We start from the raw sequence: 26,687 nt of genomic DNA, 5'->3' as shown, positions 1-26,687 counted from the left end.
TCACGTCGAGGGCGCCAGCATGTTGCGGTGCTCGGGTGTCCCGTCCAGGTTGGCATTGATTCGCTCGACGGTTCGCCAACCCTCAGCGGTGCGCACCCACCGCCAGGTGTTGGCCGAGACGCGAGCCACCCAGAAGCGGTCCGCGTCACTGTCCCAACGGATGTTGAGTGCGTAGTTGCGTCCCGTCGCGTTGTCGCCGTCGATCTCGATGTGCGGTGCGGTCAATACATGACCGCACCCGTTGCGGATCAGGCTCTGGTGACCGTCGCCGAGCACCATCTCGGCGATTTCTTCTCGCCCCTTCATGTGACGTTGGGGGACGGCGTCGAAGGTGCCGTCTTCGGTCCAGAGTGCCGCAGCAGCCGCACCGGAACCACTGTCGACGGCCGGACCGTACTGCGCGACGAGTTGCATGATCTCGACCTGGTCTTCAAGAGCGCGAACTCGGTTCGTCAGATTCGTCACCGCGGTCCGAAGGTCTTCGTTCTCAACCATTTTCACACCTTTCCAGGAATGACGACTATGCGTGCCGGACCGTTGGCGTCGCGCGACGCATCGAGTGCCTCCGCGACTTCGTGGAGCCCGACCGTCCGTCCGAGCATCGGGCTGATGTCGACCTCGCCGGAGCACACTGCGTGGAATGCTTCGTCCCAGTGGGCCGGAAGTGGGCCTCCGCCGAATTGGATGTTGAGGCCCTTGCGCTTAGCGGTGAGCGTGTGGAGGTGATCGCCCTCCGGCGGTCCACCGGAGGAGAATATCCTGGTTCCACGCTCACATCCTTTGATGATTGAATCGAGAACACCTGGTATTCCGACACATTCGAAGATGACGCAGCCTGGTAGTGCGGCTATCGCCATCATGTCCTTCGTTGTATCCGGCGATCCGTGTGCCACATCTCGCCAGGCTTGGTACGGGGAGATTTCGGCGGGATCTATGACAGCGTCGGCCCCCATTGCCATCGCGGTCTCGCGGCGAGAGGCAATGAAATCCACGGCAATGATCGGGCCGATTCCGAGACGTTTGAGGTTCGCAATCGTAGAAAGGCCGATGGCGCCGCAGCCGATGACCAGCGGAACCTCGCGGGTACCCATCTGTGCACGTGCTGCTGCGGACCATCCGACCGAGAGTGCGTCGGCAACGCAGATCACCTCGCTCGGAAGGTCCGAGCGCACCACGCGTGTAATCGATTCGTCGAGGAGTAAGAACTCACCGAAACCGCCGGGCGATTCGGGATTCTGCCCGATGATCTTGCGGCCCAGGGGTGTGGCGAGCACCGGGAGGGAACTTACTCGGGTGCCGACGGGGATTCGCCGGTCGGTGCCGGGTCCGTAGTCGACGACTTCGGCGCAGTATTCGTGGCCCATGACGATGTCGACGTTCTGATCGTACGTGGACATTCCGCTGTTGTCGTGGATGCCGGCGTCCGGGTTGTCCATGAAGTGAAGGTCCGACGCACAGATTCCGCAGGCCAGCGAACGAACAAGTAATTGGCCGGGGCCGGGAACCGGATCGTCGACCACTCCGACGTCTACGGTGCCTTCTCGCAGTACTGCAGCGCGCATTCGATTCTCCTCCGTGAATATGTAGTTCTCATTCTGTGGGTGAACTGTATCCATGGATTGGCACTTACGGAAGACTCTCTCCTGTAAATCTAATAGAGCAATATCTCCTGTAAAGGCGCTGCGCACTTGCCGGCGGTCACTACACTCACTGGCATGTCAGAACCTCATCGCCGTCTGGGGCGACCCCGCGACATCAGCATTGACGAGCGAGCTCTCGAGGCGACGCGCGCACTCTTGATCGAACGAGGCTTCGAGGCGACGACGATTCAAGCCGTTGCCAGTCATTCGGGCGTGCATTCGTCGGCGATCTACCGCCGATGGTCGTCGCGGATCGAGTTGATCGAGGAAGCGGCGTTCCCTCGATTCACCTTTGCCGGCATCGTGCCGAGTGGGGATCTTCGACGCGACCTTCGCAGGTTCATCCGTGCGTACGTCGCGGCCTTCAGTGCGCCGGCGGCGCGAGCGGCCGCTGCGGGGCTACTTGCTCATCACCAGAAGCCGGATCGCGATGCGTCATCAGAGGTGTATCCGAGGATGTCGGTGCGGCCGCTGTTCGAGGACATTCTGCGCGCCGCAGCTCCCGGAAGTGTTGATCCCGCAGTCGATCCCGACGACGCCTTCGACATGCTTCTCGGTGCAATTCTCACTCGCACAGTGGTATTCACGCCGACGTCGAGGCAGCGTCCCATTGAGCGCACGGTCGAGATGATGGTGCGATTGTTACGCCCGGTCGACTGAAGGCCCCTTCGCTAGCGGGCGCCGCGCAGATACGCATCGATCGGGATCCTCAGTTGAAGAATGGATTCCGATGATTCGGTGTGATGGGTATGGGTTGATCTCGCTCCGATGCATCGATCGAATATCAGGCCTTCCAGCAAGCTGACAAGATCGGCTGCCGCACTCTCCGGATTCTTCACGCCGTGACGTACGAAGATCTCTTGCGCTTTGGCTGTGGAGAACAAGCTTTGCGCCAGGGCGTCATGCAATTCGCGATTGCTTCGCGTCTCGGGGAGGAGTGCGTACCGGGCGATCAACTCGTTGCGGCGACGGGACAGGAGATCGCCGAGATATCGGGCGATCAGAGTTGCCGGATCGGAATTCGTCTCCAGCAGTTCGTCGAATGTCGATTGTGACCGTTCGACGATGTGTTGCACTGCCGCTGTCAGCAGCGCTTCTCGGGTTCGAAAGTAGTACGAGGTCGAACCTTGCGGGATACCCAGGGCGGCATCGACGGCGCGATGAGTCAATGCCCGCGGGCCGTGTTCAGCGATGATCGTGACAGCGCACGCTCCGATGAGTTGTCTGCGATCTCCAGTCATGCCTATCCCGTTCTGCGTAGTGCGGATCACGTTGACTTGGCTCCGAGCCGGTCTCTAGCCTCAACTCTACAGATGTAGAGGAGAGTCATGCGACTGGACGAAGAGCAGTTGTCGGCACGTGCATCACTCGACGCCCTGCGGGCCCGGATTGCGATCGGCGGCATCGGGGGTGGGATCTACCTCTGGGGTGGTGTCGGACGTGGAAAGACCATGCTGATGGACGAGTTCTACGACAGTGTTCCAGTGGCGAAGCGGCGCATTCACTTTCACCAGTTCTTTGCCGATCTGCACACCCGTGCGCACAGTCTCGGGTCGATGGGCGAGGCGCTGGATCAGGTGGTCGCCGGGATTCGGCTGCTGTGCTTCGACGAGTTCCACATCGACGACATCGCTGACGCACAGTTCATGGCGAGAGTTCTGGAGAACATTGTTGCGAAAGATGTGACTGTTGTTGTCACGTCCAATGTTCCGCCGTGCGATCTCCTTCCCAATCCACTTTTTCACGATCAGTTCGTGCCGTCCATCGAGTTGATCGAGAGGGTGTGGGAGGTGATCGAGTTGGGTGGAGCGGTTGACTACCGAATGCTGGGGGAACCGCGTCAGCGGGATCGACGGTTCGCGTCGGGAGTTTTCCACTCGAGTGCAGGCGCCGTTGACGGTGAACCGGTCGAATTAACAGTGGGGTCACGCACATTGATGTGCTCTGCGCTTCGCGACGGAGCTGTCTGGTTCGATTTCGATGTGCTGTGCGGTGGTTCGACGTCGGCGGCCGACTACCTCGATCTTGTCACCCGCTTCGATGAATGGGTGATCCACGGTGTGCCGATCCTCAGCACCGCAACGGAATTCGCAGTGCGGCGTTTCGGGAACGTCGTCGATGTTCTCTATGACGCCGACGTGCGGTTGACATTGTTCGCCGAAGGAGGCCTCGAGGACGTAGCCGGCCACCTTCGTGACGCCGCGGGGCTTGCCCGGCTGTTCAGTAGGTTGTCGCTGCTTCAGTCGATGGGCGTCATGGTGCGGTCAGAACAGTAGTCAGCGCGCTCGACAGTGCTGCCTTCACGTATGGCGTGAGGTTCTCGACGAGCCGCGACGCGATCGCGGTGGCTACCTCCGCCGGCTGTAGCGGAACAGTCGGTGATTCGGGAAGGCCAGGCTGCGGCGGCGGAGTGCTGTTGGTCATCATCGGTTGATACGTACCGTGTTTCGTGAAGTAGCCGAAAACCGAGTCCACAAACTCTTCCGGTGCATCGCGTGGTTTGGGCATGTTGCAGATGCCGTCTCCTTCGATACATACCTCCTGGACGGGTATGTCGCCGAAGCCGGCGCGCGTCCCGGACATCGTTGCACCGGGAACAACATTCGGGATCACGGTTTCGATCCCGCCGTGAGAGTTTCGCGGGTCTGAATACAGGACGCCGGTCACCTGGGATTGGGGAATGGACCCGTCGCGGGCGATGTCACCGAGAACGTCGCCTGCAATCCGTGCACCTTGGGAGTACCCGGTGATGACAACGTCGCTCCCGGGGCACTGGTTGTGAAAGGTATCAACTTCAGCATGAAGTGCTTGGACGCCCACAGCCACGCTGGCGTCGTAGGTCTGGTCGCCGAGAGGCCAGAAACTAGCGGGGTAGCTCACGGGTTTTGCGACGTATCCCTGGGCGGCATAGCGATCGGTGACGGGTTGTGTGGTCTGGCCGGTCGGGTCCCAGGTTCCACCAACTGCGAATACCGCGCCGGTCGGGCATGAGTTCGGTGATGCCGTCGCAGCATTGGCGGACAGCAGCGCGGTCCCCAGGGCGAATGTGCACACCACTGACAGCGAGTATTTCCTCATCGGGCCGTCCCAATCCATCTTTTGCTCTCGTAGCTCCACTGGGAAGCTCGCGGTCCGACGCGGGTTGTTCGGTACTGAGCGCAATGGTGACGGTGTGATGAGTCCTGGAGGTATTCCTCAGGTAAATACGACGTTGCCAGTCACAAGAATGGCAGTGACAGAGAAAACTCGATCTTACGGCCCTGGCACCTGCGGCGGGTTGTCCGGAACCATGACAGCACCGATGGCGTTGCTGATGGGGACAGCGTTGTTGCCGTTGGCGTTGGCTGTGGGGCCGAGAGTGGCATAGATGACAATGGTGGTTTCGGACTTCGGTTCGTAGAGCGCAACACCGTTGTATCCGCCGTACGACGGGTTCATGACAAGCCACCCGTCGAGGTGCGCCGTTCCGAACGTGAAGAACTTGTCGTCGGTCAGAGGTCCGAGACCTGCGGTTGTCGGGGCCATCTGTTCGTCGAAGACTGTGTCGGAGAGCAGCTCGCCGGTTCCGAGGGCGCGAACCCATTTCCCGACGTCGGTGACTGTCGAATTCATATTGCCGCTGTGTAGGAAGGCTGTGGGATTCCAGAACGTCGAGTCCTCGAAGACACCGCGTTCAGTGGTGTAGCCGTGCAGGACGGGATCCGGGATTTGCGGGTTGAGCGCAACCCGACTGTCGGTCATGCCGAGTGGGTCGAAAATACGCTGTTGCAGTAGGTCACTCAAAGATTGCCCGGCCGCCTTCTGGACAACTTCACCGAGCAGGGTCAGGTCGCTGTGTGAGTAGGCAAAACTCGTTCCGGGCGCGAACAGCGGTGGACGGGTGTTGGCGAGATCGAGGATTTCCTGTGCGGTCCACCCCAGGATCGGGTTGGCGTAGAAACGCTTCTCGAATTCGGGGTTGGTCACGTAGTCGGAGATTCCGGTGGTGCTGTTGGCGAGCATTCGCGGTGTGATCTGGTCGGAACGCGGAAAGCTCGGTTCCCACTTGGCAATCGGTTCGTCGAGTGGGAGAGTGCCGGACTCGTCGAGTTGGAGGAGGACGGTCGACAGCATCGGTTCCATGGGCTGTCCGACGCGTAGTTGCATATCGGTTGTTGCTGGCACGCCGAGTGGGGATTCGCCGACAGCGCCGGTGACCACGTTGGTGTCACCGCGCCACACCCCGTACACCGCGCCGCTGAGGCCGAGTTCGGTGACCTGGGTGCGGACAATGTCATCGATCTTCTGTGATTCGGGGCTGACGGTGCTGGACGCGGGACTACTCGTGCCAGTGGTGGTGTCCTCGTTGGATCCGCAGGAGGCAAGAGCTGTCACGGCGAGTGCAATCACGGCCAATCGAGTTCGTCGCTGTCGCGAGATGGACTTCATCGGTGGCGATCCCTTCGTGTCCTCAGCGGAAAAGGATGTCGCAATTGACTGAATCTACCGCGACCGAACAGTGCTCGTCGCTGAATTAAACGGGTGGAGTCAACAGAAAAGCCCGGCACCTTCGTAGAAGGTGCCGGGCAGTGCTGATCGAGGGCTTGTCGGCCGAAAATTACGGAAGTAGTTGGTCGAGGAAGGTGTTGCTGAAGACCTTGTGCGGGTCCAGTGCGTTGAAGGCGGCGTTGGCAGTGTCCCAGTTGTCGCTGGTGGGGACGCCGTCGCGGTAGGTCTGGGGGAGGGCGTTTTCGATGATCTGCGTGTCGGTGTACGGCTTGTCGGAGCTGAATGCCCAGCCCTTGGACCATTCAGGGCGGAAGGTGGCGTCGTTGTTGTTGTAGTGGCCGCGCATCCATTGCTCCATTTCGCGGTAGAACGCGAACATGCCGGGTGTTCCGGGGACTCCGAGGACGTTGAGCCAGATGGCGGTGTCCCATTCGGGGTGGTCCGGTCGCGGACGCATAGCGGAGATCGTGGGGGCGCCGGCGGATGCGACTTCGACGTCGGATGACTCGTCGAGGCCGCAGCATCGGATTTCGACGGGTCCGTTGAGAGGGAACTGCCCGATGGAGCGGTAGTACTCCATGCGGCCGTTGAACCACTGCGTGAAGTCGTGGATGACCTGGCCGATGTTGGCGCGGGATGTGATGACGGCGCCACCGCCTTCGGTCAGACGCAGGGTGGTGGCCCGGATGTAGAACTGAACGTCCTTGGACCATCCCCATAGGTCGTTGGCGAAGGTCGCGGCAAGGCCGGCGACGGTGGTGGCGTACATAATCTGCCCGAATGCGGGTGCGATGCCCGGGTTTCCGGAGTTGATCTGTCCGATCATGTCGGTGATCGGTTCGGGGAGGTTGTCGGAGAAGATGTAGTTGTACGGTCCGGTGACTTCGCGGGAGAAGCGAGGCTTTTCAGGAGCGAGGGACCACACCTTCATCCACGGGCGTTCGGTGAAGGGGTACCAAATTGCCTCTGCGCGACCGTTTTCGCGGACGAACTTCTCGAAGGTACGTCCGGAAGCCCCGCGAGCGCCGAAGAGTTCCTGCCAACCGATGTCCGTGTGGCTGACGCAGCGCATGCGGTAGTTGGGCGCAGCCTGCAGTGTGACTGAGGTGAGGAAGGTGCGGCCGAGGTGAGTCAGGAGTGGCTTGATGGCGGTATCGGCCCGCGAGTACGTCTTCAGCGCGTATTCGTTGCCGTTCCAGACCACTGCGGTCAGGGAGGTGACGAGGTTGGAGAGTGAACCGAAAGTTTGTCCGGGAACGTGTGCTTCGCCTTCCGCGGGAAGGGCTGCGCCGTGGGCGTCGACGGCGAGGCAGCCGGCGATGGACAGGACGCCGGGCGCGGGGAGATTAGCGAAGCCAAGGCCCTGGGCCTGAAGTGCTGTGGTGATGGCGTCGAGGGTGGCACCTGGTCCCGCGGTGACCGTCGCCGGTGACCCGCCGGCGTCGACGTTGACCCAGTTCAGATGAACCATGGTGTCGGCGAGAATGACCTTGTCGATGGAAGCGCCGTTCACCACGGTCAGGGGTGTCCAGCCGTGCATGGCTCCGCGGGGCCGGATGGCGTAACCGTTGGCATGTCCCCAGTTGGCCAGGCGTACTACGTCTTCGGGTGTCTTGGGAGCGCAGGTCCAGATGGTGTCGAGCATGATCTCTTTGGACCAGTTCTGGTATGCCTGCTGGTAGAGCGCGATGCCTTCCGGGAAGGCCGGGGGTGCAGCGAGTGTGGGTACTTGTCCGCCACTGGATCCGAACGGAATTGCGTAGGCGGGGGTCCAGCTGCCGGCAAGGGCGGTGGCGGCGACTGCGCCGGCTCCGGCGGCGAGGAATCCTCGTCGGGACAGTCGGGTTGTTTCGTCTTGGGCCGTCATCTTCGGGCTGCTCCATCGGGGGTTGGGAACTGCAATGAGTTCGACAGGTGAATCTCAGGCAAGAGTGAGAACTACGTCAGCTAGGGCGGGGGCGTCGCGCTCTGCGACAGATGCGGAGATCAAGAGTTGCCCTTCGCCTTTCCAGATTCGGATGCTCAGGTTCTCACCCGGGAATACCACCCCGGCAAAGCGTGCACGGAACCCGGCCACCTGCGTGCTGTCGCCGTCGAGCATTGTGTCCACTGCGGCCTTGCAGACCATTCCGTAAGTACACAGTCCATGCAGGATAGGCGCTGGAAAGCCTGCAGCGGAGGCGAATTGCGGATCCGAGTGCAATGGATTGCGATCGCCGCACATGCGATACAGCAAGGCCTGCTGCGGAAGTACCGGTATCACGACCTCACCGTCGGGCCTGTGATCAGGCAACGGAATCGACTCCGACGGCCCGCGCTGCCCACCGAATCCTCCTTCGCCGCGCGCGAAGATCGACGAACGGGCAGTCCACAACGGGTTGCCCTCCACGTCGACGGTGACTGATTCCTGCACGATGACTGCAGCTTTGCCCTTGTCCCAGATCTCGGCGATCCGAGTTGTGGTTCGTCCGGTGCCGCTGGCCGGAATCGGCTGATGGACCGTGACTTCCTGGCTTCCGTGAACAACTTTCGCGAGATCGATCTCGACACCGGGGAACGAGACCTTCGGTGCTTGGGTGGCGTGAAAGTTGGCCGCGACGGTGGCGAAGGTGGGCAGCACCTGTGGCTTCTCGTCGTCGAGGTATCGCAGTTCGTTCGGATCGAGCGGACGAGCCCCAGCGCCGAGCGCCAGGTGGTAGTGCTGCACGTCCGACGGCGTCCACGAGAACTCCTGTGGCGCAAGCTCTGCGCCGAGTGCGACAGAAGGATCAATTGGCATGATCGACCGCCGTGTTTGCAGCCTCGGAGGCCTCACGAGTCTCCGGGGTCTCGGCGGCCGTTGCGGTTTCTGTGACCTCAGCGGTCTTCATGCGCTCTGCGATGTCCAGCACTGCCAGGTAGCCGAAAGTCATTGCGGGACCGATGGTCGCGCCTGGTCCGGCGTACGTGTGACCCATGACCGGTGCGCTGGCATTGCCTGCGGCGTAGAGACCTTCGATGACGCTGCCGTCTTCACGCAGTGCTCGGCCGTTGACGTCGGTGCAGATTCCGCCCTTGGTGCCGAGGTCGCCCGGAACCATCTTGATGGCGTAGAACGGGGCCTTGCTGATTTCGGCGAGGCTGGGGTTCTTCAGTCTCGGATCGCCGTAGTACGCGTCGTAGCCACTGTCGCCGCGCCCGAAGTCCTCGTCCTTGCCGTTGCGCGCGAAGCCGTTGAACCGCTCCACCGTTTCGGTCAGGGAAGCGACGGGAAGTCCTGTCTTCTCGGCCAATTCGGCGATCGTTCCCGCCTTGACCACGATGCCGGCCTTGAGCCAGCGGCTGGGGAAGGGGGACCGGGGAGTAATGCCGGCAAACGTGTAGCGGTTGCGGTAGCGCTGATCGAGGATCATCCAGGTCGGGATGTTCTCGCCGGGGCCTTTGCCCTGGCCGTACTCGCCGCCGTACATCGCATGCGTAGCCTCGACGTACGGCGCCGCCTCGTTGCCGAAGCGCTTGCCCGACAGGTTCACCATCATGCAGCCGGGAAGAGTGCGCTCGGACAGGGCGAACCACGGTCCACCGGTGAGTGGGATGGACGGGCCCCACCAGGCGTCGTCCATGAAATCGACTGCGGCGCCGATCTCTTGGCCCGCTCGGATGCCGTCGCCGGTGTTTGCCTTAGCGCCGACGGTCCATTCGGTGCCGATGGGCCCGCGCTGGTACTTCTCACGCATTTCCTTGTTGTGCTCGAATCCGCCGGAGCCCAGCACGACTCCGTGTCGAGCACGGATGACCTGATCTTCGCCGTCGACGAGAACATTGACGCCGCGAACCACGCCGTCTTCGGTGTAGAGGGACGTCAGGGGTGTGTTCAGCAAGATGGGAACGCCGGCGGACTGAAGGCCGAGTCGAATGCCGGCGACGAGTGCCTGGCCGCGAACCAGCAGATCCTTCTTGGTGGCCTTGGCTACGAGGAATCGCATGCCGACCTTCATGGCGCGCAGAGGTCCGCGAGGATTGCGCATAAGCAGGTTGAGCCACTTGTAGTCGGCCTGGGTGATGACAAAGTTCTTGGGTGCCTTGACGTAGTCGGGTTCGAGATTCTTGCGATCGGCACCCAACTTGTTGCCGTCGAAAGGGGTGGGCTCGACACTGCGTCCACCGAGGCGTCCGCCGGGAGCTTCCGGGTAGTAGTCGGAGTAGCCGGGTACCCACTGCAGTTGGAGCGGAGTGTTCTTCAGAACGAACGAGAGCATCTCGGGCCCACGCTCGAGGTAGGTGTCGATGCGCTCGGGAGCGACGACGTCACCGATGATGCTGTGCAGGTAGGAACGTGCGGCATCGGGTGTGTCGGTGACACCGTCTGCCTGAAGTGCCTCGTTGTTGGGGATCCAGACTCCGCCACCGGAACGGGCGGTCGATCCGCCGTAGTGGGCGGCTTTCTCCACGATGACCACACTCAAGCCTTGATGGGCTGCGGTCAAGGCCGCTGTCATACCTGCGGCACCACTGCCGACGACGACGATGTCGTATTCCTGCTTGCTCATGTAGAACACGTTATAGAATGATGGGGGTGTCAGTCCATGCTTTCTGCCAGGAAGTATTTACGAACGTTGCCTTCGATAACGAAACGCGTTGCAGTAAAATTGAGGATGGTGCAGTGTGACCTGGGATACTTCGGTTGATGTCCTCGTTGTCGGATTCGGCGTGGCGGGGGCAAGCGCCGCACTCGAAGCGGTGGCGGCCGGTTCATCGGTGATGGCGATCGACCGGGCATTGGGAGGTGGCGCCAGCACCATTTCCGGTGGAATCTTCTATGCCGGTGGCGGCACCGCGATTCAGAAAGAAGCCGGTATCGAGGACACTCCGGAAGCCATGCTCGCGTACCTGAACCGCGAGGTCGGTGATGCGGTGACGCCCCAGACCTTGCGTCGGTTCGTGGAGGAGAGTCCGGCGACAATCGACTGGCTGCGCGGTCACGGTGTGCCGTTCGAGGCGTCGCTGTGCCCGTACAAGACCTCGTATCCGAGCAACAAGCACTACCTGTACTTCTCGGGAAGTGAATCGGCCGGCGGGTTCCGGGACATCGCCAAACCTGCTCCGCGTGGGCACCGTGCCAAAGGCCGAGGAACGTCGGGGAAGATGCTCTACGGCCCGCTTGCGAAGTCGGCCCAGGCCAACGGCGTGCGGTTTCTCGGTCAGACCCGCGCAGATCGGTTGATCATCGAGGACGGCCGGGTGATCGGCGTCGAGGCGCTGACGCTTCGGGATGCACCCGCCGGGGTCCGGCGGCGTCACGCTGCGCTCAGTTCGATTTCCGCCAAACCGGGTGTGTATGCGCCCCAACTGCGTTCGATTGTCGACGCCCAAATCAGCAAGATCGAGAAGAAGTACGCCAAGAAGATCCGCATAAAGGCGCGTGGTGGCGTGATCCTCAGCGCGGGTGGATTTGTATCCAACCGCGAGATGATGCGCACTCACGCACCCGCGTATAAGGGCGGAATCCCGCTCGGCACGTCGGGCGACGACGGCAAGGGAATCAACCTCGGAATCGAGGCGGGCGGTGCGACCGACAAACTCGGTAACGTTTCCGCGTGGCGGTTCATCGTCCCGCCCAGCGCTTTTCTCGGTTCGATACTGGTGGGCGAATCCGGAACGCGAATCGTCGACGAATCGCGTTACGGTGCGGCGCTGGGGCAAGCAATGGTCGAGAAGAGCAACGGAATCGGTTGGCTGCTGGCGGATTCCGACCTCGTTCGTGAAGCGAAAGCGCAAATCCCCGATCAGTCCATGTGGTTTCAGCGGGTGCAGACCGCCGGCATGATGCGTACCGCAGTACACGGCAACACGATTGCCGAAGTGGCGCACAAGGCGGGAATCGATGCAGCCGGCCTGTATGAAACGGTCGATGCGCACAATACTGCTGCGGCGAACGGTCAATCCGATCCGATGGGCAAGCCGTCCGACTTCATCAGACCGATACTCAACGCCCCGTTCACGCTGTACGACGTCTCGATCAAGCCCAACATGATGAATCCGTGTCCCATGCTCACACTTGGTGGATTGGTGGTCGACGAATCGACCGGCCTGGTGAAAAATGAAGCCGGGGAACCGATACTGGGACTCTATGCAGCCGGACGCACAGCTGTCGGTATTTGTTCCAATTCGTATGTGAGTGGCTTGTCGCTCGCTGACTGTGTGTTCTCCGGCCGTCGCGCCGGACTTCATGCGGCCACGGTCACCGCGATGGCCCGTTTCAGTTCACCCCCCAGCTTCAGCTCATCGAGGGAGTAGTCATGACCAAGGCAAGTGTGGCGATTGTCGGGTCGGGAAACATCAGTACCGATCTGCTGTACAAACTGCAACGTTCGCAGTGGCTGGAGCCGCGGTGGATGATCGGAATCGATCCGGAGAGCGAAGGATTGGCGCGCGCCGCCGCGATGGGGCTCGAGACCTCCGCCGAGGGGGTCGACTGGCTGTTGAATCAGGCGGAGAAACCGGACCTGGTGTTCGAGGCGACGTCGGCCTACGTTCACCGTGACGCTGCTCCGCGCTACGAGGCCGCGGGAATCCGCGCTGTCGACCTCACCCCGGCTGCTGTCGGCCCGGCAGTAGTTCCTCCGGCCAACCTCCGCGAGCACCTCGACGCGCCGAACGTCAACATGATCACCTGCGGCGGGCAGGCAACTATCCCGATCGTGTACGCGGTATCTCGTGTGGTGGAAGTGGCTTACGCCGAGATCGTCGCCTCCGTTGCATCACTGTCCGCCGGACCGGGAACCCGCGCGAACATCGACGAGTTCACCAAGACCACCAGTCGCGGTATCGAGACGATCGGGGGCGCCCAGCGAGGCAAGGCGATCATCATTCTCAATCCCGCCGACCCGCCGATGATCATGCGAGACACCATCTTCTGCGCCATCCCCGAAGATGCAGACCACGCCGCGATCACCGACTCCATTCATCGCGTCGTCAAGGACATCCAGCAGTACGTGCCGGGCTATCGGTTGCTCAACGAGCCGCAGTTCGACAAGCCGAGCGTCGTGTCCGGTGGATATGCAACGGTCACAACGTTTGTCGAGGTCGAAGGTGCAGGCGACTTCCTGCCGCCGTACGCCGGAAACCTCGACATCATGACGGCGGCAGCCACCAAAGTGGGCGAGGAGATCGCCCAGAAGCTTCTGAGCGTGAAGGCATGAGCGACATGATTCACTTCGATTCGAGCTGGGACATCCGCGTCACCGACACCTCGCTGCGCGACGGTTCCCATCACAAGCGTCATCAGTTCACCCTCGAGGAAGTCCGGGCGATCGTCGGTGCCCTCGACGGAGCCGGTGTGCCGGTCATCGAGGTCACCCACGGTGACGGTCTCGGCGGGTCCTCCTTCAACTACGGCTTCTCGAAAACGCCGGAGCAAGAACTCATCAAAGCTGCTGTGGAGACGGCAAAAAACGCAAAGATCGCCTTCCTGATGCTGCCGGGGCTGGGTATCAAGGACGACATCGTCATCGCTCAGGACAACGGCGCGTCCATCTGCCGTATCGCTACTCACTGCACCGAGGCGGACGTCTCCATTCAGCACTTCGGCCTTGCTCGTGAGCGTGGACTCGAGACCGTCGGATTTCTCATGATGGCTCATTCGATTCCGCCGGAAACGCTCGCCAAACAGGCTCGCATCATGGCCGACGCCGGTTGCCAGTGTGTATACGTGGTCGATTCTGCGGGTGCTCTTGTTCTCGAGCAGGTGTCCGAACGGGTCGAGGCGCTGGTCCAGGAACTCGGCAGCGACGCTCAGGTCGGTTTCCACGGACACGAGAACCTCGGTTTAGGTGTCGCGAATTCGATTGCCGCCGTTCGCGCTGGGGCCAAGCAGATCGACGGCAGCACCCGCCGTTTCGGTGCCGGTGCTGGTAACGCGCCGGTGGAGGCGTTCGTCGGAGTCTGCGACAAGATCGGCGTCAAGACCGGTATCGACTTCTTCGCGATAGCCGACGCCGCCGAAGATGTTGTGCGACCGGCTATGCCGCAGGAATGTCTACTCGACCGCCAGGCGCTGATGATGGGCTACGCCGGCGTGTACTCCAGCTTCCTCAAGCATGCTGAACGTCAAGCCGAGCGGTACGGCGTGTCCTCTGCCGAGCTACTGGTGCGCGCGGGGAAGCGCAAGTTGGTTGGCGGACAGGAAGATCAGCTGATAGATATCGCGTTGGAGCTTCAGCGGGAGGCCGCCGCGTCGTAGACTCGGTGTGTGGCTGACGTACTGGACGGAAAAATTGCACTGGTGACCGGCGCGTCCTCGGGGTTGGGGCGCGCCGTCGCCGAGATCCTGACCGGCAGAGGCGCCAAGGTTTTCGGAGTTGCCCGGAGCAAGGACACATTGCACCAGGCAATGACCGAACTGGCGGGAAGCGACGGTGCGGGCCGTTATTCGGCTTCCGACGTTTCCGACTCCGCTCAGTGCGACGCCGCTGTGCAGGCGTGCGTCGACGCCTTCGGCGGAATCGACATCCTCGTCAATGTGGCTGGTTCACATACCATCCGCCATACCGCAGACATTGCCGATGACGACTGGGCACATGACCTCGCGGTCAACCTGAACGGGCCGTTCTTCCTGTCACGAGCTGCGCTGCCCCATCTTCTCGCGCGGGGCGGCAACATCGTCAACGTTTCCTCGATCGCTGGACTCGAAGGGCAGGCATACTCGGCAGGGTACTGCGCTGCCAAGCACGGGCTGATCGGGCTCACCCGAGCGATGGCTATGGAGTTCACCGGAAAATCTCTGCGCGTCAACGCAATCTGCCCTGGCGGCATGATGACTCCGCAGGTCACTGGATTCACCTTCCCGGACGGCGTCGATTTCGATCTGATCATGAAGGTCGCGTCACCGCGCGGACTGATGGAGCCGGAGGACGTGGCGAAGATGGTGGCCTTTCTTGCTTCCGATGATGCCTCTGCGATTCACGGCGCGGTGTATTCGGTGGACAACGGAAAAATGGCATGACCCCGCTGGTTTCGGGACCGATCTTTCAGATCTGTTGGGTAGTAGCCGACATCACCGCAGCGGAAGAGGAGTTCTCCGAGAATTGGGGCGTTCAGCGATGGCTACAGATGCCCGACCTTCACTTCGGTCCGGAGACCACGACTTATCGGGGCCAGCCCGCCGATTACACAGCCCACATTTCCCTTGGTTATGCGGGAACTCAGCAAATTGAACTGATCCAACCGGTTTCGGGGCGCAGTCTTTATTCGGAGTTCCTCGACACCCACGGTGTTGGCGTTCATCACGTGGCATTTGTTCCGGACGATTACGACGAAACCTTGGCGGAGGTAGAGCGTCGGGGAATGTCGGTGTTGCAGCAGGGGTGCATCGAAGACGTGGGAATGGAATTTGCCTACGTCGACGCAGGCCCGATGGGCGGCTACGTGGAACTCATGAAGCTCTCGCCCGAGATCCGCTTGATGTTCGATTCGCTCATCACGTATTGAACGCAAAGACTTTCGATAAGTAGCCGGAGATACCGGCGCAGTCACCTCGGTATCCGAGGTACCCGTCCGGTCGGATTACCAACGCACAGTTCTCTTCCACGCCGTAGGCGGCACACAGCTGGGAATCGGAATCTCGAATGATCGGCAGTGTCGAATAGACGGAATCAGACGACGGTGGTGCGATCACGTACACGTCGAGCTGTCCGTGTGCCGCGTGAACAGCAGCGGCAGACTGCTTTTCGCAGTCACCGATGCTGTCTTCGGATCCGTCCGAGCAGAGAAGAAGTGTGTGGTTGACACCGGCCAGCAATTCGAACAACCGGATGGGGAACTGCACGCAGTCGCGGGTGAGCCCACGTGCGTCCGGTGCCCGTTCGCCGGGGTGGACGTTCGAGGCGTTACCGGCTTCTCCGCTGTTGAGCGGGCTGTCGGGATAGGCAACCAGTAGTTGTGCCTGCCGACGCATCGCGGTATCGATCGAGGACTCTCCGGCGCCGATCCCTTCGCGAGCGTTGCGGACCGTCATTCCGACAACTTCTTCACCAACCGGCCGTCTTTCGGCGTCGTAGGTGTCGAGAAGGCCAGGGGCGGCGAAGTTCTGGGTTGCCAGTGCCAGTTTCCACGCGAGGTTGTGCGCATCCTGGATTCCGGTGTTCATACCTTGTGCGCCGGTGGGCGGATGAATATGCGCGGCGTCACCGGCGATGAAAACCCTTCCGCGACTGTAGGCATCGACAATGCGGTGGCTGATCCGAAAGACCGACGACCACCGCATCGCCGACGCTGTCGTAGGTTCGGGCGACAATCGGTCGAGCACAGCCTGAATGTGGTGGAGTTCGGGCGCCTTTCCGGACGAAAAGCCGTGTGCAATTCCGTCAAGTCCGGCAGGATCCGGGAGAAGCTCGTCGGGAACCAGCATCGACATCCGATATCGTTTGTGACCGGGGAGCGGGATGCACACCAGGAGATCGTCGGTAGTTCCAGCGTCGTCGACATGACTGGCGCGAATCGCGTATCCGCTGGGCATCGACCAGTCAACTTCGACGTCGCCGAGCATGTAGCTTTCGGCAAAAGCTCCACCCTCGAAGGTCAATCCCAAGCCCTTACGGACAACACTGTGCGCACCGTCGCATCCCACCAGATACTTGGCCCGCACGGTACTTCCATCGTTGAGTATGCAACTGACTCCGTCGTCGCTGTCCTCGAAACTGTCGAGTGAGAGCCCGCGTTCGATCGAGGTTCCGAGTTCTCGCAGCCTGGCCGTCAGGATTCTTTCGGTCTCGTACTGGGGGAGTCCGCAAAAGGTGTACGGCACGTCGCCGGGGAGTGTGAGATCCATCCGCCCCACTTCGGAACCGTTGGTGTAGCTGATCTGCCCGCGCAAGATGGTGGCGGCATCGAGAACCTGTCGCAGTACGCCCATGTTCTCGAATACTTCGAGGGTGCGGGGTTGGATGCCAACTGCTTTGGCGTACTGCGGAGGTTCGCCGAGCGGGTCGACGATCCGAACGTTCATCCCGCGACGGCGCAGTTCGATGGCGGCGGTCAGCCCGATCGGGCCGGCGCCTGCGACGAGTACATCGATATCCATGTGCACCTACTGGGTAGGGGGAAGCATCCATTCCAGTATGGCGAGCGAAATTTTGAGGCGTGGGAAATCTCGCAAATCCGGCATCATGCCATTCGAGTGAAAACGCGTCGAGGCAGAACTCAGGGAATCGGGGTCGACGCGTCCACACTGGCTCGAATGCTCTCCATTCGCTTCTCGACGTAGTCGAGATACTGCGGGTGTGTGACGATGTACGGGAGATTCTGCGCTATCCCTCGAACAACGTATGCGCCTGCGGTCGCGGGCTCCATTCCGATGTTTCCCGTTCCTTTGATGTGGCTGACATCCTCGACCTGACCACCCAATTCGGTGGTGCTGCGATCGAGATTCGACATGACCAATCCAGGGCACAGCACGGAAACGCCGACACCGTGTGGCGCCATCTCGCTGCGCAGTGCTTCGGACAGAGCAATGACTGCGCTCTTTGCGGCACTGTATGCGCCCCGCCCGGGAGCGCCTGCGGTCAATCCCATGACGGAAGCGGTGTTGACGATATGCCCATATCCACGTGCTCGCATATCCCCGCCGAAGGCGGACACGCCGTTGAAGACTCCGGTCAGGTCGATCGCGACAAGATTGTCGAAGGTCTCCGGGTCCATGTCGGCCACATCGCGCCCGTTGAAACCGATGCCCGCGTTGTTGACGAGGATATCCACCGGGCCGAAGGTGCTTTCGGCCGTTGCCTTGGCCACTGCCCAGGCCTCGCGATCACGGACGTCGAGTGAGACGGCACTAAACCCGACACCTCGGGAAGCGATCACCGAATCCAGCGACTGCCGATTGATATCGGCGACCGTGACGGATAACCCGCGCTCTGCCAGCGCGTCGGCGATGCCGAGGCCGATACCGCTCGCGCCGCCGGTAATGAATGCGTGCCGCGCCGAGGACAACTCCATGCTTTTCCTCCAGTGAATACTGTTCGATCAGAACTCGGTGACACCCGCGTCGGGTGCCAATTCGTGTGCGGTGATGTACTTCGATTCGTCGGATGCCAAGAACAACACCGTGTCTGACACATCTTCGGGGGCGATGATGTCGACGGGTAGCATGTTGATCATCATCGCGCCGATACGACTGTTGCCGGCAATCGCCTTGTCGAGCTGCCCGCCGAGGCCACCGTCGTTGACCATGGGCGTGTTCACTCCGGTGGGATGGACGCTGTTCACCCGAATGCTGTGCTGAGCGAGTTCCGCGGCGAACGCTTTTGCCATTCCGCGCACTGCCCACTTGCTCGTGGTGTACGGCATCGTGAACGGTTGGGCCTTCAATCCCGCTGCGGAACTGATCAAGATGATCGATCCGCTACCGCGCTCGACGAGATGTGGGGCCGAGACCATGACGGTGTTCCAGACACCGGTCACGTTGGTACCTATTGTGTCCTCGAAGGATTCGGGGGTTACCTCATGCCAGGGAGCGGCAGAGCAGATCGCCGCGTTCGCGACGACGACATCCAGACGGCCGAGACGAATGACGGCATCGTCGACGATCCCACGAAGCTTCTCGAGGTCCCGCACGTCGACAATCGCTGAAATTGCCTGCTGTCCAGTCTTTTCCACCAGCCGAACGGTCTCCTGTAGATCCTCGGGGGTGGCCGGTGCATACGGGACGCCTCGGATGGGTGCGCACAGATCGACGACAATGACGTCTGCGCCCTCGGCCGCCAAGCGAACGGCGTGCGCTCGTCCTTGTCCGCGGGCGGCACCGGTGATCAGGGCGACTTTGCCGGATACACGCCCGTTTACGCGCTCGGTCATAGGTTTACCTTTCAGGCCGGCGACTTGGCGGGGTGGTTCGAGAACCACAGGTTCTCCTCGGTCACCCGAGCGCTCTTCCAGCCGTCGGCGGTGCGAACGACCTCATGGTGGTAGTTGCCGCCGCAGTAGGTCATCTCCGCAGCGCCCGGGAGTTGCATCGGGTTGTAGAACATCGCCCGTACGTTGGCGGTGTCACCGTCGAGTTCGACCTCGACGTTGGTGACAAAATGCTGAGTCATCGGCACCCGGCCGAGTGCTTGTGTGAGCAGCGTCAGCACTTGGTCCCGGGATCCGGCCGGGTAGCCGACGGCGCTGTAGTCGAGATGCGCATCCTCGGTGAACACGGTAGTCAGCAATTCCCAATTCTTGGTGTCCACGGCGCGGGCGTATCGGTAGATCAGTTCGGCGATCTCGATCTTGTCCTGAACAGTCTGCAGATCCACGAAGTTCCTTTGCTGACGGTGGGTTCCTGGCCCTCGTTTGCTCGATGAACTCTCGGCGAGGCGTCACGTTCATGAGAACGCAATTCTCATAAAGTAGAACATGAAGTGTGAAAAATCCATCGCCGCCGGATCTGGTGACGGGTTGCGGCTTCTGTCGACCTATGTGACCTCGTGCGAATTGCGATTGGATGTATCGATTCGACTGTCGAACAGCGTTGTCTTCCAGTACTCTACGCTGCTCATTTCGGCGTAGCCGCACTTGGTGAATGTGTTCGGTGTTGCAACCAGAAGGATATTCTTGAGATAGAGAATGGCCTTTTCAAAGTGTGGTCGAATCAGGCATGATTCACCTATGAGTACCTTGGAACATCTCCACGACCTGACCGGCAAAGTTGCGATAGTCACGGGTGGATCCCGCGGGATCGGCCGAGCGATTGTCCAGATTCTTGCCGAGGCGGGAGCTGACGTTGTCATCGCGTCCCGCAAACTCGACTCGTGTGAACGCGCCGCCGACGAGGTCATGGCGTCGACCGGGCGAAAGGTTCTGCCGGTTGCGTGTCATGTCGGACGTTGGGACGATTGTGAGCAGTTGATCGACCGGACGCTCGAACACTTCGGCCGACTCGACGTGCTGGTGAACAACGCGGGTATGTCACCCCCGTACAAGAACCTCGACGATATTACCGAGGACCTGTATGACAAGACTCTCGGCGTTAATCTCAAGGGGCCCTTTCGTCTTGCCGTGCGCGCCGGAACGTACATGGCCGAGAACGACGGCGGTTCGATCATCAACGTCGGCACCGCGGGCTCCCTCGTCGCCAGCGTTCGAGAGTTGCCATACGCGTGCGCCAAGGCGGGCCTCAATGCCCTCACTGTCGGACTGGCTGAGGCCTTTGCGCCGACGGTGCGCGTCAACGCAATTCTTCCCGGGCCCTTCCTGACGGATATCTCCAAGTCCTGGGCTCCGGCCGAGGGCGAAGATGCACCATTCGTGCCGCTCCGTCGGATGGGCCGTCCCGAGGAGATCGGTCCACTTGCACTCCATCTCGCAAGTGCGGCTTCCAGTTACACCACCGGGGCGATCATCCGCGTCGACGGTGGAGTTACCCGCAAGGTCTGACGAAAGGGAAACATGACCGACAACCTCCTACTCGAGGGCAAGGTGGCCATCGTTACCGGTGCCGGCGGCGGGATCGGCCGCACCTACTCTCAGGGACTCGCCGAGGCCGGCGCCGCCGTGGTGCTCGCTGACGTCAACCTCGAGGCCGCCGCTGCAGCAGCAGGCGAACTAACGGCGGCCGGTCACCGCGCCCTTGCGGTGCATGTCGATGTCCGGGACGAATCGAGTACGACCGAGATGGCGGCTACCGCGGCCCGGCACTTCGGGTCCGTCGACATTCTCGTGAACAACGCCGGATTGATGGCCGAAGTGGTGGGCGAGGGATCCCTGACCACTATGGATCTCGAACTCTGGAACCACACGCTGGCAGTCAATCTCACCGGTCCGCTCTTGTGCGCCCGCGCGGTAGTGCCCTATATGAAGGAACGCGGATACGGCAAGATCGTGAATCAGTCGTCGAGCGGTGCATTCATGGCTGCGCAGGCGTACGGCATCACGAAACTCGGCCTGGTGAGCATGACTGTGTCGTTGGCGCGAGAGTTGGCGCCGTTCGGTATTCGTGTCAATGCGATCGCTCCGGGAATGGTCAACACCGAAGCGGGTTCGATCGCGTCACCGCCGGAACTCAAGGAAATGGTCAAGCACGCCATTCCGTTTCCGTTCGGCGAGCCGGAAGAGCTGATTCCCGGTCTGTTGTACCTCGTCTCGTCGGGTAGTGACTGGGTGACCGGCCACACGCTCAACATCGATGGCGGTTGGGTTGTCCGAGTCTGAATCTGCACTGCCACCAGTACTTCTCACAGTGAGGATCCACATTGAAGCATTATCTGGTTGTCGAATCGCATCCCTCTCATCCGGATCGGCTGGACGAGTTCAATCGGTGGTACGACGAGATCCACATACCTGAAGTAGTGGCTCTTGACGGATTTGTCGGCGGCACCAGACTGGCGGCTGCTGACGCAGATGGCGGTCCTTCCGTGACGCTCTACGAGCTCGAGGGTGATCCCCATGAGGCAAAGCGAAACGTTCATATCGCCGCTGCGGCAAAGAAGTTGAATATGTCGGACTCGCTGAGCTATGGCCCGATTCCGAAAATGCGGATCATGGCCGTGCAATCGGAGTATTCCAAGCCGCGTTGATCGTGCAAGGCACAGAAAAGGGTCCGAGGCCGCCGTCGCACTGCGACGGCGGCCTCGGATGGTGCGGGCGGTCAGCTCGGCAGATTTGCCGGGATCCAGTTGGGGTCACGCTTTTCCATGAAAGCGCGCATTCCCTCACGGGGCTCCGGTGACGTTTCGAGCGCGCCGAACATGGTTTCGTAGTCGAACAGTCCGTAACGCTCGTTGAGCATTCGCTTGACCTGGGCACGGGCCAGTGGCGCGCTCTGCAATACCTCGCGTGCGGCCTGGAGCGCGGCAGTTCGGAGATCCTCGTGCGGCACGACGCGGGAGATCACTCCGAGCCGAAGTGCCTCTGCGGCATCGAATTTACGTGCGGAGAGCATCAGATCGCGCGCAGCTGCAATGCCGACGTGAGCGGGCAGTACGGCGGCATAGGTCGCGTCAGGGATTCCTCGCAGAAGTTCGGGAACGCGGAATGTGGCCCGATCGCTGGCGACGGCGATGTCGGACATCATCGCAACAAGGAGGCCGCCGGCCTGACAGATTCCGTTGACCGCGGAAATCACAGGCGCGCGGCTGTCACGGATGGTCATGAACGGGACGACGTCGTTGCCCGAAAGCCCCTCCGGCATATTGTCTCCCGGATCGGAGCGTCCACCGAGATCGCCGCCGGGCGCAAATACGTCGTCGACGCCGGTGATGATCAGTGCTCCCAGATCAGGATCGGAGTTCACGAGGCGAACTGCTCGTTTCAGTCCGTAATACATTGCGGGGGTGAATGCGTTTCTCGCCGTTGGTCGGTCGATGGTGCACCACCCGATCGCGCCTTCGCGCTCGAACCGTAAACCGTCTGCTCCCAAGTCGTCTCCCATACGAAGAGCATACGTCATTCTCTGATGTAAGAATCATAATCTCGTCAAAAAGTAGGGCCCAGGAACACTGCTGTTCCCGGACCCCACTGATGACTTCTGCCTGTCAGGACGTCAGGTCGATGAGGACCTTCCCGACCGCCTGGCCGTCGGCGACCATCCGAAGAGCATCAGCTGCCTTGTCCAGCGGGAACTCGGCACCGATGTGGGGAACTGTGCGGCCGGCGACCAGTAGATCGGTGAGTTCGGCTTCATTTCGACGGTATTCTTCCGGCGGAATGTCCTTGAACTGGAATCCGTTGACCTGCACGCCCTTTACCAAGATCAGATTGAGCGGAATCTTGGGGATGACACCGGATGCGTACCCGATGGTGACAAAGCGGCCGCCCGGACGCAAAGCACGAAGTGCGGGTTCGGAGAGGTCGCCGCCGACTGGATCGGCAACAACGTCTGCTCCATGGGGGAGTGCCTTTTTCAGTGCCGTGCGCAGGTCCTCGGTGCGGTGGTTGACGAGGTGCCCGGCGCCGTACGACGCCGCGACGTCAAGCTTGTTCGTGCTCGACGCGACCGCAGTGACCGACGCCCCGAGCGCAACACCGAGCTGAACGGCGGCAAGGCCGACGCCGCCACCGGCGCCGAGAACGATCAACTCGTCTCCGGGTTTGATGTGAGCCACGGATCGGAGCGTGTGGTACGCCGTGCGGTGAGCCACACCGAAAGCGGCGGCAATGCGTGTCTCGACACCGTCCGGGATGCGGCCCAGCGTTAGTTTGTCGGAAGCTATGACAATTTCTTCCGCAAACGCACCGACAAAACCGGTGCCGGTGACGCGGTCACCCACGGAGACAGCTGTGACGCCTTCGGCAATCTCGGACACGACTCCGGCGAACTCACTGCCGGGCGTGAATGGCGGTGGGACACTGACCTGATACTTGTTGGCAATCAACAACACATCGGAGAAGTTGACGGCTGCGGATTCGATACGGATCCGAATCTGCCCGGCCTCGAGCGGAGCCGAGGGGAGTGTTTCGACGGTGACAACCTCGGGAGATCCGTACGCCCCGCACACAGCAGCGCGCATCGCAGGTTACCTACCCTGCCAGATCGGGGTGCGCTTCTCGATGAAAGCAGCAGCGCCCTCCTTGGCGTCACCACTGCTGAACACCGTTGACTGCCATTGCCCGAGTTTCTGTGCAGCGCTGGTTGAATCGGTTACCGCGAGGCGGACGAGTTCCTTGCATGCAGCCAAGCCGAGTGGAGCGTTGGCGGCGACGCGCTCGGCATATCCCACTGCGGCCTCCAGGACCTGGTCCGGATCTACGACCGCGTTGATCAGTCCGAGTTGGTAGCCCCGGTCAGCCGTGATGAGATCGCCGGTGAGGGTTAACTCCAGGGCGACGTGCATCGGGATTCGGGTTCCGATGTCGGTGCCGCCGCCGCCGGGGAACAATCCCCGTTTCACTTCGGGGAAGCCGAATTTCGCGGCCGACGACGCGATGATGATGTCGGAACCGAGGAGGAGTTCAAGCCCGCCGCCGATGGCGGTGCCGTTGGCGGCACCGATCACCGGGGTCGAGAGTTTGCCTGTTGCGAGTCGAGCGAAACCTTCGGAGGTGAAGGCTCCTTCGCCTTCCGTGGCAAAGGCCTTCAGGTCCATGCCTGAGCAGAAAGCGCGGTCACCGGTGGCGGTGATGACGATTGCGCGGACGTCCGGATCGGTGTCGGCGGCCAGTACTGTGTCGCCGAGTTCGCGATACAGGCTGCCGGTGAGCGCATTTCGTGCGTCCGGGCGGTTGAGACGCAGGATCAGGATCTGTCCGCGGCGTTCCTGGATCAGTTCGGGGGTTGTGTCGGTCATGACTTGTACTCCGTTGTCTCGGCGAGTTCGGCAGCAGCGATCATCGATTGGGCGACAATGGGACCGAAGGCAAGGAGCTTCTCGTTCTCGCCGGCGCGCTGGAACCCCTGTTCGAGGATGATCGCGAGTTTCCACTTGGCGAGGATTCGGTAGTAGTCCAGGTCGTCGACCTGGCGACCCGAGATCTCGGAGTAGTGCCCGGCCAACTGTTCCATCGACGGCATGCCCTGCAGGTTGACGTAGCTGCTGGTTGCTGCCTCTGGAGCGCTGGTGTCCTTGGGCCAGCCCTCTAGCATCCAGGCGAGGTCCAGTTTGGGGTCGCCGACCGTTCCCATCTCCCAATCGACGATGGCGGAAAGCCGGGCCGGTGCGCCGTTTTCGAACATCACGTTCGCGAACTGGTAGTCGCCGTGCATGATTCCGGGGATGAAGTCGAGCGGCTTGTGGTTCCGCAGCCACTCGGTGGCGACTTCGATTCCTTCGAGTTCGCGGCCCTTGATCTTCTCGAACAAGCTGGTCCAGCGATCGACCTGACGCTCGTGGAAACCGTCGGGTCGACCAAGATCCTGGAGGCCCTTGGCTTTCCAATCGACCTTCGACAGAAGTGCGATGCCTTCGGCCAGCTGGTAGCCCAGTCCGCTCCGTGCTTCGAGGTCGCTCTTGAAGGGCTCCGGCCAATTCCGGTCGTCCATGGGGGACCAACCGTCGACAAATCCCATGAGATAAAACGGTCGGCCGAGTACGGATGCGTCCTCGCACACGGCGATTGCCTCGGTGTGGGGCACATCGGTGCCGTCGAGTGCCGAGATGATCTGCCACTCGCGGAGGATTCCCTTGTCGCGGTTTGCGGGAGCCTCCGGCGGTGGTATCCGGATCACGCAGCGAAAGTCGTCACGGGTGAGTTCGTAGATTTCGTTCTGGGTACCGCCGGAGAGGTATCGGTGCTCGAGCGGCGCGCCCTTGCCGAGGCCCTCGCCGTCCATCCAGTCCGAAAGCCGTTGAAAATCGATCACAGGTTCCCCACTTCCAGTTCGATGTAGTCGGCGTACTTTGCCTTAGCGGCTTCTTGCTTGCGCGGGATCCATTCCGTAGGCCAGAGGTCGTCACTGGGGCTGTAATCCCGCAGTACCTGCTTGGCGACGGTGGTCTTGTGTACCTCGGTCGGGCCGTCGGCGAGGCCCATCACTGCGGCCCCGTGAATCATCTGGAACAGCGGAAGCTCGTTGGTCACACCGAGCGCACCGTGTATTTGCATTGCCCGCCAAGCGATGTCGTGCAGCACAGTCGGCATGATGACCTTGGCGGCGGCGATGTCCTTGCGGACCTTCTTGTAGTCGTTGTACTTGTCGATCTTCCATGCCGTGTGCAATACGAAGAGCCTGAACTGAGCCAGTTGGGCGTAGGAGTCCGCGATGTAGCCCTGCACGAACTGCTTGTCGGCGAGCCGGCTGCCCGCGGTTTCGCGGCTCAGTGCGCGCTCGCACATCATGTCGATTGCCTTCTGTGCAAGGCCGATCGTCCTCATGGCGTGGTGGATTCGTCCGCCGCCGAGGCGCGTCTGTGCCACGGCAAATGCCTGACCTTCGCCGCCGAGGAGTGCATCCTCGTGTACCCGGACACCCTCGTAGTGGATGAGGGCGTGGGTGCCGTCGTTGAGGGGCTCACCGTACAGACCCACGTTGCGGACGATGTTGATTCCCGGTGTGTCCGACGGTACGAGGAACATCGACATGCCCTTGTACACACTGACATCGGAGTTCGTGACAGCCATGACGATCAGGAACGACGCGGTTCTCGCGTTGGAGGAGAAGTACTTCATTCCGTCGATGACCCAGTGGTCGCCGTCCTTGACTGCGCGCGTCGTGAACTGCGCGGGGTCGGCACCGGCCTGTGGTTCGGTCATGGAGTAGGTCGAGAACATCTCGCCGTCGAGTAGTGGCTGCAGGTAGCGCCGCTTCTGCTCTTCGGTGCCGTAGTGGGCAATGATCTCGGCATTGCCGGTATCCGGTGCCTGGCATCCGAATACGATTGGTGCCCAGGATGATCGACCGAGAATCTCGTTCAGCAGAGCCAGCTTGAGTGCGCCGTATCCCTGGCCGCCCATGTCGGGTCCGAGATGCGTGGCCCACAGTCCTTGCTTCCGAACCTGCTCCTTGAGCGGGTCGATCGCTTTACGCCTGGCTCCGTCCAACGGCACGAACTGCTCGTGCGGCCAGACCAGGTCGAGCGGCTCGACCTCTTCACGTACGAACTTGTCCGCCCAGTCCAGTTTCGCTTGGTACTCGGGGTCGGTCTCGAAATCCCACGCCATGTGCGC

The 26,687-nt window shown here is 61.4% G+C and carries 27 protein-coding genes; 10 read left to right on the top strand and 17 right to left on the bottom strand.

Going from position 1 to position 26,687, the window contains the following annotated elements:
• Window positions 1-495, bottom strand: a complete 495-nt coding sequence (locus R4P64_RS11975; RefSeq protein WP_045068426.1) for a nuclear transport factor 2 family protein — start codon at window positions 493-495, stop codon at window positions 1-3.
• 2 nt (window positions 496-497) lie between these two features.
• A complete protein-coding gene (locus R4P64_RS11970) occupies window positions 498-1,562 on the bottom strand; it encodes a zinc-binding dehydrogenase (protein ID WP_045069630.1) in 1,065 nt (354 codons plus the stop codon).
• A 153-nt stretch (window positions 1,563-1,715) separates the two neighbouring features.
• Between R4P64_RS11970 and R4P64_RS11965 the strand changes: the two genes are divergently transcribed.
• Window positions 1,716-2,300: a TetR/AcrR family transcriptional regulator gene (locus R4P64_RS11965; protein ID WP_172935918.1), complete on the top strand. Its 585-nt coding sequence runs from the start codon at window positions 1,716-1,718 to the stop codon at window positions 2,298-2,300.
• An 11-nt stretch (window positions 2,301-2,311) separates the two neighbouring features.
• Here R4P64_RS11965 and R4P64_RS11960 read toward each other — a convergent pair whose 3' ends face one another.
• Window positions 2,312-2,881, bottom strand: a complete 570-nt coding sequence (locus tag R4P64_RS11960; RefSeq protein WP_317820934.1) for a TetR/AcrR family transcriptional regulator — start codon at window positions 2,879-2,881, stop codon at window positions 2,312-2,314.
• A gap of 87 nt (window positions 2,882-2,968) precedes the next feature.
• On the opposite strand from R4P64_RS11960, the gene zapE reads away from it, so the two are divergent.
• Complete coding sequence (gene zapE, locus R4P64_RS11955) at window positions 2,969-3,916, top strand: cell division protein ZapE (RefSeq protein ID WP_317820933.1); 948 nt, start codon at window positions 2,969-2,971, stop codon at window positions 3,914-3,916.
• On the opposite strand, the gene R4P64_RS11950 is transcribed toward zapE, so the two are convergent.
• The 5 genes from R4P64_RS11950 to kstD form a co-directional block, all read right to left on the bottom strand.
• The gene (locus tag R4P64_RS11950; RefSeq protein ID WP_242484472.1) at window positions 3,894-4,718 is read right to left on the bottom strand and encodes a PE-PPE domain-containing protein; all 825 of its coding nucleotides are present in this window, start codon (window positions 4,716-4,718) and stop codon (window positions 3,894-3,896) included. The two genes, zapE and R4P64_RS11950, sit on opposite strands and share 23 nt — an antisense overlap.
• A gap of 174 nt (window positions 4,719-4,892) precedes the next feature.
• A complete protein-coding gene (locus R4P64_RS11945; protein WP_317820932.1) occupies window positions 4,893-6,068 on the bottom strand; it encodes a serine hydrolase domain-containing protein in 1,176 nt (391 codons plus the stop codon).
• Between the two features lie 169 nt (window positions 6,069-6,237).
• Window positions 6,238-7,995, bottom strand: a complete 1,758-nt coding sequence (locus R4P64_RS11940) for a cholesterol oxidase substrate-binding domain-containing protein (RefSeq protein ID WP_317820931.1) — start codon at window positions 7,993-7,995, stop codon at window positions 6,238-6,240.
• A 54-nt stretch (window positions 7,996-8,049) separates the two neighbouring features.
• Window positions 8,050-8,907 (bottom strand): MaoC/PaaZ C-terminal domain-containing protein, encoded by an 858-nt coding sequence (locus tag R4P64_RS11935; protein WP_045068442.1) that lies wholly within the window; start codon window positions 8,905-8,907, stop codon window positions 8,050-8,052.
• On the bottom strand, window positions 8,897-10,657 hold the full coding sequence (gene kstD, locus R4P64_RS11930) for a 3-oxosteroid 1-dehydrogenase (RefSeq protein ID WP_317820929.1): 1,761 nt from the start codon (window positions 10,655-10,657) through the stop codon (window positions 8,897-8,899). The genes R4P64_RS11935 and kstD overlap by 11 nt, the downstream gene beginning before the upstream one ends.
• 115 nt (window positions 10,658-10,772) lie before the next feature.
• On the opposite strand from kstD, the gene R4P64_RS11925 reads away from it, so the two are divergent.
• Genes R4P64_RS11925 through R4P64_RS11905 form a run of 5 tightly spaced genes read left to right on the top strand, consistent with a single transcriptional unit; the run spans window position 10,773 to window position 15,596 of the window.
• Complete coding sequence (locus R4P64_RS11925) at window positions 10,773-12,404, top strand: FAD-binding protein (protein WP_317820928.1); 1,632 nt, start codon at window positions 10,773-10,775, stop codon at window positions 12,402-12,404.
• Window positions 12,405-12,406: 2 nt separating this feature from the next.
• Window positions 12,407-13,309, top strand: a complete 903-nt coding sequence (locus R4P64_RS11920) for an acetaldehyde dehydrogenase (acetylating) (RefSeq protein ID WP_045068448.1) — start codon at window positions 12,407-12,409, stop codon at window positions 13,307-13,309.
• On the top strand, window positions 13,306-14,349 hold the full coding sequence (gene dmpG, locus R4P64_RS11915; protein ID WP_033232497.1) for a 4-hydroxy-2-oxovalerate aldolase: 1,044 nt from the start codon (window positions 13,306-13,308) through the stop codon (window positions 14,347-14,349). Before R4P64_RS11920 ends, dmpG begins: the two co-directional genes overlap by 4 nt.
• A 9-nt stretch (window positions 14,350-14,358) precedes the next feature.
• On the top strand, window positions 14,359-15,111 hold the full coding sequence (locus R4P64_RS11910; RefSeq protein WP_233364013.1) for an SDR family NAD(P)-dependent oxidoreductase: 753 nt from the start codon (window positions 14,359-14,361) through the stop codon (window positions 15,109-15,111).
• Entirely contained in the window at window positions 15,108-15,596 is a 489-nt protein-coding gene (locus tag R4P64_RS11905) for a VOC family protein (protein WP_317542650.1), read from the top strand. The genes R4P64_RS11910 and R4P64_RS11905 overlap by 4 nt, the downstream gene beginning before the upstream one ends.
• Here R4P64_RS11905 and R4P64_RS11900 read toward each other — a convergent pair.
• From R4P64_RS11900 to R4P64_RS11885, 4 genes are all read right to left on the bottom strand, one after another.
• On the bottom strand, window positions 15,586-17,187 hold the full coding sequence (locus R4P64_RS11900) for an FAD-dependent monooxygenase (protein WP_317820925.1): 1,602 nt from the start codon (window positions 17,185-17,187) through the stop codon (window positions 15,586-15,588). The genes R4P64_RS11905 and R4P64_RS11900 overlap by 11 nt on opposite strands.
• Window positions 17,188-17,306: 119 nt before the next feature.
• On the bottom strand, window positions 17,307-18,101 hold the full coding sequence (locus R4P64_RS11895; RefSeq protein WP_317820923.1) for an SDR family oxidoreductase: 795 nt from the start codon (window positions 18,099-18,101) through the stop codon (window positions 17,307-17,309).
• A gap of 27 nt (window positions 18,102-18,128) precedes the next feature.
• Entirely contained in the window at window positions 18,129-18,959 is an 831-nt protein-coding gene (locus tag R4P64_RS11890; protein ID WP_045068460.1) for a mycofactocin-coupled SDR family oxidoreductase, read from the bottom strand.
• A gap of 11 nt (window positions 18,960-18,970) precedes the next feature.
• On the bottom strand, window positions 18,971-19,402 hold the full coding sequence (locus R4P64_RS11885) for a nuclear transport factor 2 family protein (protein WP_317820921.1): 432 nt from the start codon (window positions 19,400-19,402) through the stop codon (window positions 18,971-18,973).
• Between the two features lie 352 nt (window positions 19,403-19,754).
• On the opposite strand from R4P64_RS11885, the gene R4P64_RS11880 reads away from it, so the two are divergent.
• The 3 genes from R4P64_RS11880 to R4P64_RS11870 are packed head-to-tail and all read left to right on the top strand — an operon-like array spanning window position 19,755 to window position 21,661.
• Window positions 19,755-20,522: an SDR family NAD(P)-dependent oxidoreductase gene (locus R4P64_RS11880; RefSeq protein WP_033232487.1), complete on the top strand. Its 768-nt coding sequence runs from the start codon at window positions 19,755-19,757 to the stop codon at window positions 20,520-20,522.
• Window positions 20,523-20,534: 12 nt separating this feature from the next.
• On the top strand, window positions 20,535-21,296 hold the full coding sequence (locus R4P64_RS11875) for an SDR family oxidoreductase (RefSeq protein ID WP_317820919.1): 762 nt from the start codon (window positions 20,535-20,537) through the stop codon (window positions 21,294-21,296).
• A 41-nt stretch (window positions 21,297-21,337) separates the two neighbouring features.
• Window positions 21,338-21,661, top strand: a complete 324-nt coding sequence (locus R4P64_RS11870) for a hypothetical protein (protein WP_045068465.1) — start codon at window positions 21,338-21,340, stop codon at window positions 21,659-21,661.
• A 71-nt stretch (window positions 21,662-21,732) separates the two neighbouring features.
• Here R4P64_RS11870 and R4P64_RS11865 read toward each other — a convergent pair whose 3' ends face one another.
• From R4P64_RS11865 to R4P64_RS11845, 5 genes are all read right to left on the bottom strand, one after another.
• The gene (locus R4P64_RS11865) at window positions 21,733-22,515 is read right to left on the bottom strand and encodes an enoyl-CoA hydratase/isomerase family protein (RefSeq protein WP_045069635.1); all 783 of its coding nucleotides are present in this window, start codon (window positions 22,513-22,515) and stop codon (window positions 21,733-21,735) included.
• 103 nt (window positions 22,516-22,618) lie between these two features.
• Window positions 22,619-23,593, bottom strand: a complete 975-nt coding sequence (locus R4P64_RS11860; protein ID WP_317820916.1) for an NADPH:quinone oxidoreductase family protein — start codon at window positions 23,591-23,593, stop codon at window positions 22,619-22,621.
• 6 nt (window positions 23,594-23,599) lie between these two features.
• Window positions 23,600-24,370 carry an enoyl-CoA hydratase-related protein gene (locus R4P64_RS11855; RefSeq protein WP_317820914.1) on the bottom strand — a complete coding sequence of 257 codons (771 nt, stop codon included), beginning with the start codon at window positions 24,368-24,370 and terminating at the stop codon, window positions 23,600-23,602.
• On the bottom strand, window positions 24,367-25,383 hold the full coding sequence (locus tag R4P64_RS11850; RefSeq protein ID WP_317820912.1) for a phosphotransferase family protein: 1,017 nt from the start codon (window positions 25,381-25,383) through the stop codon (window positions 24,367-24,369). Before R4P64_RS11850 ends, R4P64_RS11855 begins: the two co-directional genes overlap by 4 nt.
• A complete protein-coding gene (locus tag R4P64_RS11845) occupies window positions 25,380-26,681 on the bottom strand; it encodes an acyl-CoA dehydrogenase family protein (RefSeq protein WP_045068471.1) in 1,302 nt (433 codons plus the stop codon). Before R4P64_RS11845 ends, R4P64_RS11850 begins: the two co-directional genes overlap by 4 nt.
• Window positions 26,682-26,687: the final 6 nt, after the last annotated feature.

Origin of the sequence: Rhodococcus sp. IEGM 1366 (assembly GCF_033142425.1) — a bacterium.
Taxonomy (GTDB): domain Bacteria; phylum Actinomycetota; class Actinomycetes; order Mycobacteriales; family Mycobacteriaceae; genus Rhodococcus_F; species Rhodococcus_F globerula.
This window is presented reverse-complemented; position numbering and strand designations above follow the sequence as displayed.

Coding starts and splice junctions, on each gene's coding strand:
- R4P64_RS11945 (WP_317820932.1), bottom strand. CDS start 6,068: ATGAAGTCCATCTCGCGACAGCGACGAACTCGATTGGCCGTGATTGCA.
- R4P64_RS11905 (WP_317542650.1), top strand. CDS start 15,108: ATGACCCCGCTGGTTTCGGGACCGATCTTTCAGATCTGTTGGGTAGTA.
- zapE (WP_317820933.1), top strand. CDS start 2,969: ATGCGACTGGACGAAGAGCAGTTGTCGGCACGTGCATCACTCGACGCC.
- R4P64_RS11970 (WP_045069630.1), bottom strand. CDS start 1,562: ATGCGCGCTGCAGTACTGCGAGAAGGCACCGTAGACGTCGGAGTGGTC.
- R4P64_RS11965 (WP_172935918.1), top strand. CDS start 1,716: ATGTCAGAACCTCATCGCCGTCTGGGGCGACCCCGCGACATCAGCATT.
- R4P64_RS11960 (WP_317820934.1), bottom strand. CDS start 2,881: ATGACTGGAGATCGCAGACAACTCATCGGAGCGTGCGCTGTCACGATC.
- R4P64_RS11880 (WP_033232487.1), top strand. CDS start 19,755: ATGAGTACCTTGGAACATCTCCACGACCTGACCGGCAAAGTTGCGATA.
- dmpG (WP_033232497.1), top strand. CDS start 13,306: ATGAGCGACATGATTCACTTCGATTCGAGCTGGGACATCCGCGTCACC.
- R4P64_RS11900 (WP_317820925.1), bottom strand. CDS start 17,187: ATGGATATCGATGTACTCGTCGCAGGCGCCGGCCCGATCGGGCTGACC.
- kstD (WP_317820929.1), bottom strand. CDS start 10,657: ATGAGCAAGCAGGAATACGACATCGTCGTCGTCGGCAGTGGTGCCGCA.
- R4P64_RS11920 (WP_045068448.1), top strand. CDS start 12,407: ATGACCAAGGCAAGTGTGGCGATTGTCGGGTCGGGAAACATCAGTACC.
- R4P64_RS11855 (WP_317820914.1), bottom strand. CDS start 24,370: ATGACCGACACAACCCCCGAACTGATCCAGGAACGCCGCGGACAGATC.
- R4P64_RS11890 (WP_045068460.1), bottom strand. CDS start 18,959: ATGACCGAGCGCGTAAACGGGCGTGTATCCGGCAAAGTCGCCCTGATC.
- R4P64_RS11935 (WP_045068442.1), bottom strand. CDS start 8,907: ATGCCAATTGATCCTTCTGTCGCACTCGGCGCAGAGCTTGCGCCACAG.
- R4P64_RS11875 (WP_317820919.1), top strand. CDS start 20,535: ATGACCGACAACCTCCTACTCGAGGGCAAGGTGGCCATCGTTACCGGT.
- R4P64_RS11845 (WP_045068471.1), bottom strand. CDS start 26,681: ATGGCGTGGGATTTCGAGACCGACCCCGAGTACCAAGCGAAACTGGAC.
- R4P64_RS11895 (WP_317820923.1), bottom strand. CDS start 18,101: ATGGAGTTGTCCTCGGCGCGGCACGCATTCATTACCGGCGGCGCGAGC.
- R4P64_RS11940 (WP_317820931.1), bottom strand. CDS start 7,995: ATGACGGCCCAAGACGAAACAACCCGACTGTCCCGACGAGGATTCCTC.
- R4P64_RS11975 (WP_045068426.1), bottom strand. CDS start 495: ATGGTTGAGAACGAAGACCTTCGGACCGCGGTGACGAATCTGACGAAC.
- R4P64_RS11860 (WP_317820916.1), bottom strand. CDS start 23,593: ATGCGCGCTGCTGTGTGCGGGGCGTACGGATCTCCCGAGGTTGTCACC.
- R4P64_RS11950 (WP_242484472.1), bottom strand. CDS start 4,718: ATGAGGAAATACTCGCTGTCAGTGGTGTGCACATTCGCCCTGGGGACC.
- R4P64_RS11865 (WP_045069635.1), bottom strand. CDS start 22,515: ATGGGAGACGACTTGGGAGCAGACGGTTTACGGTTCGAGCGCGAAGGC.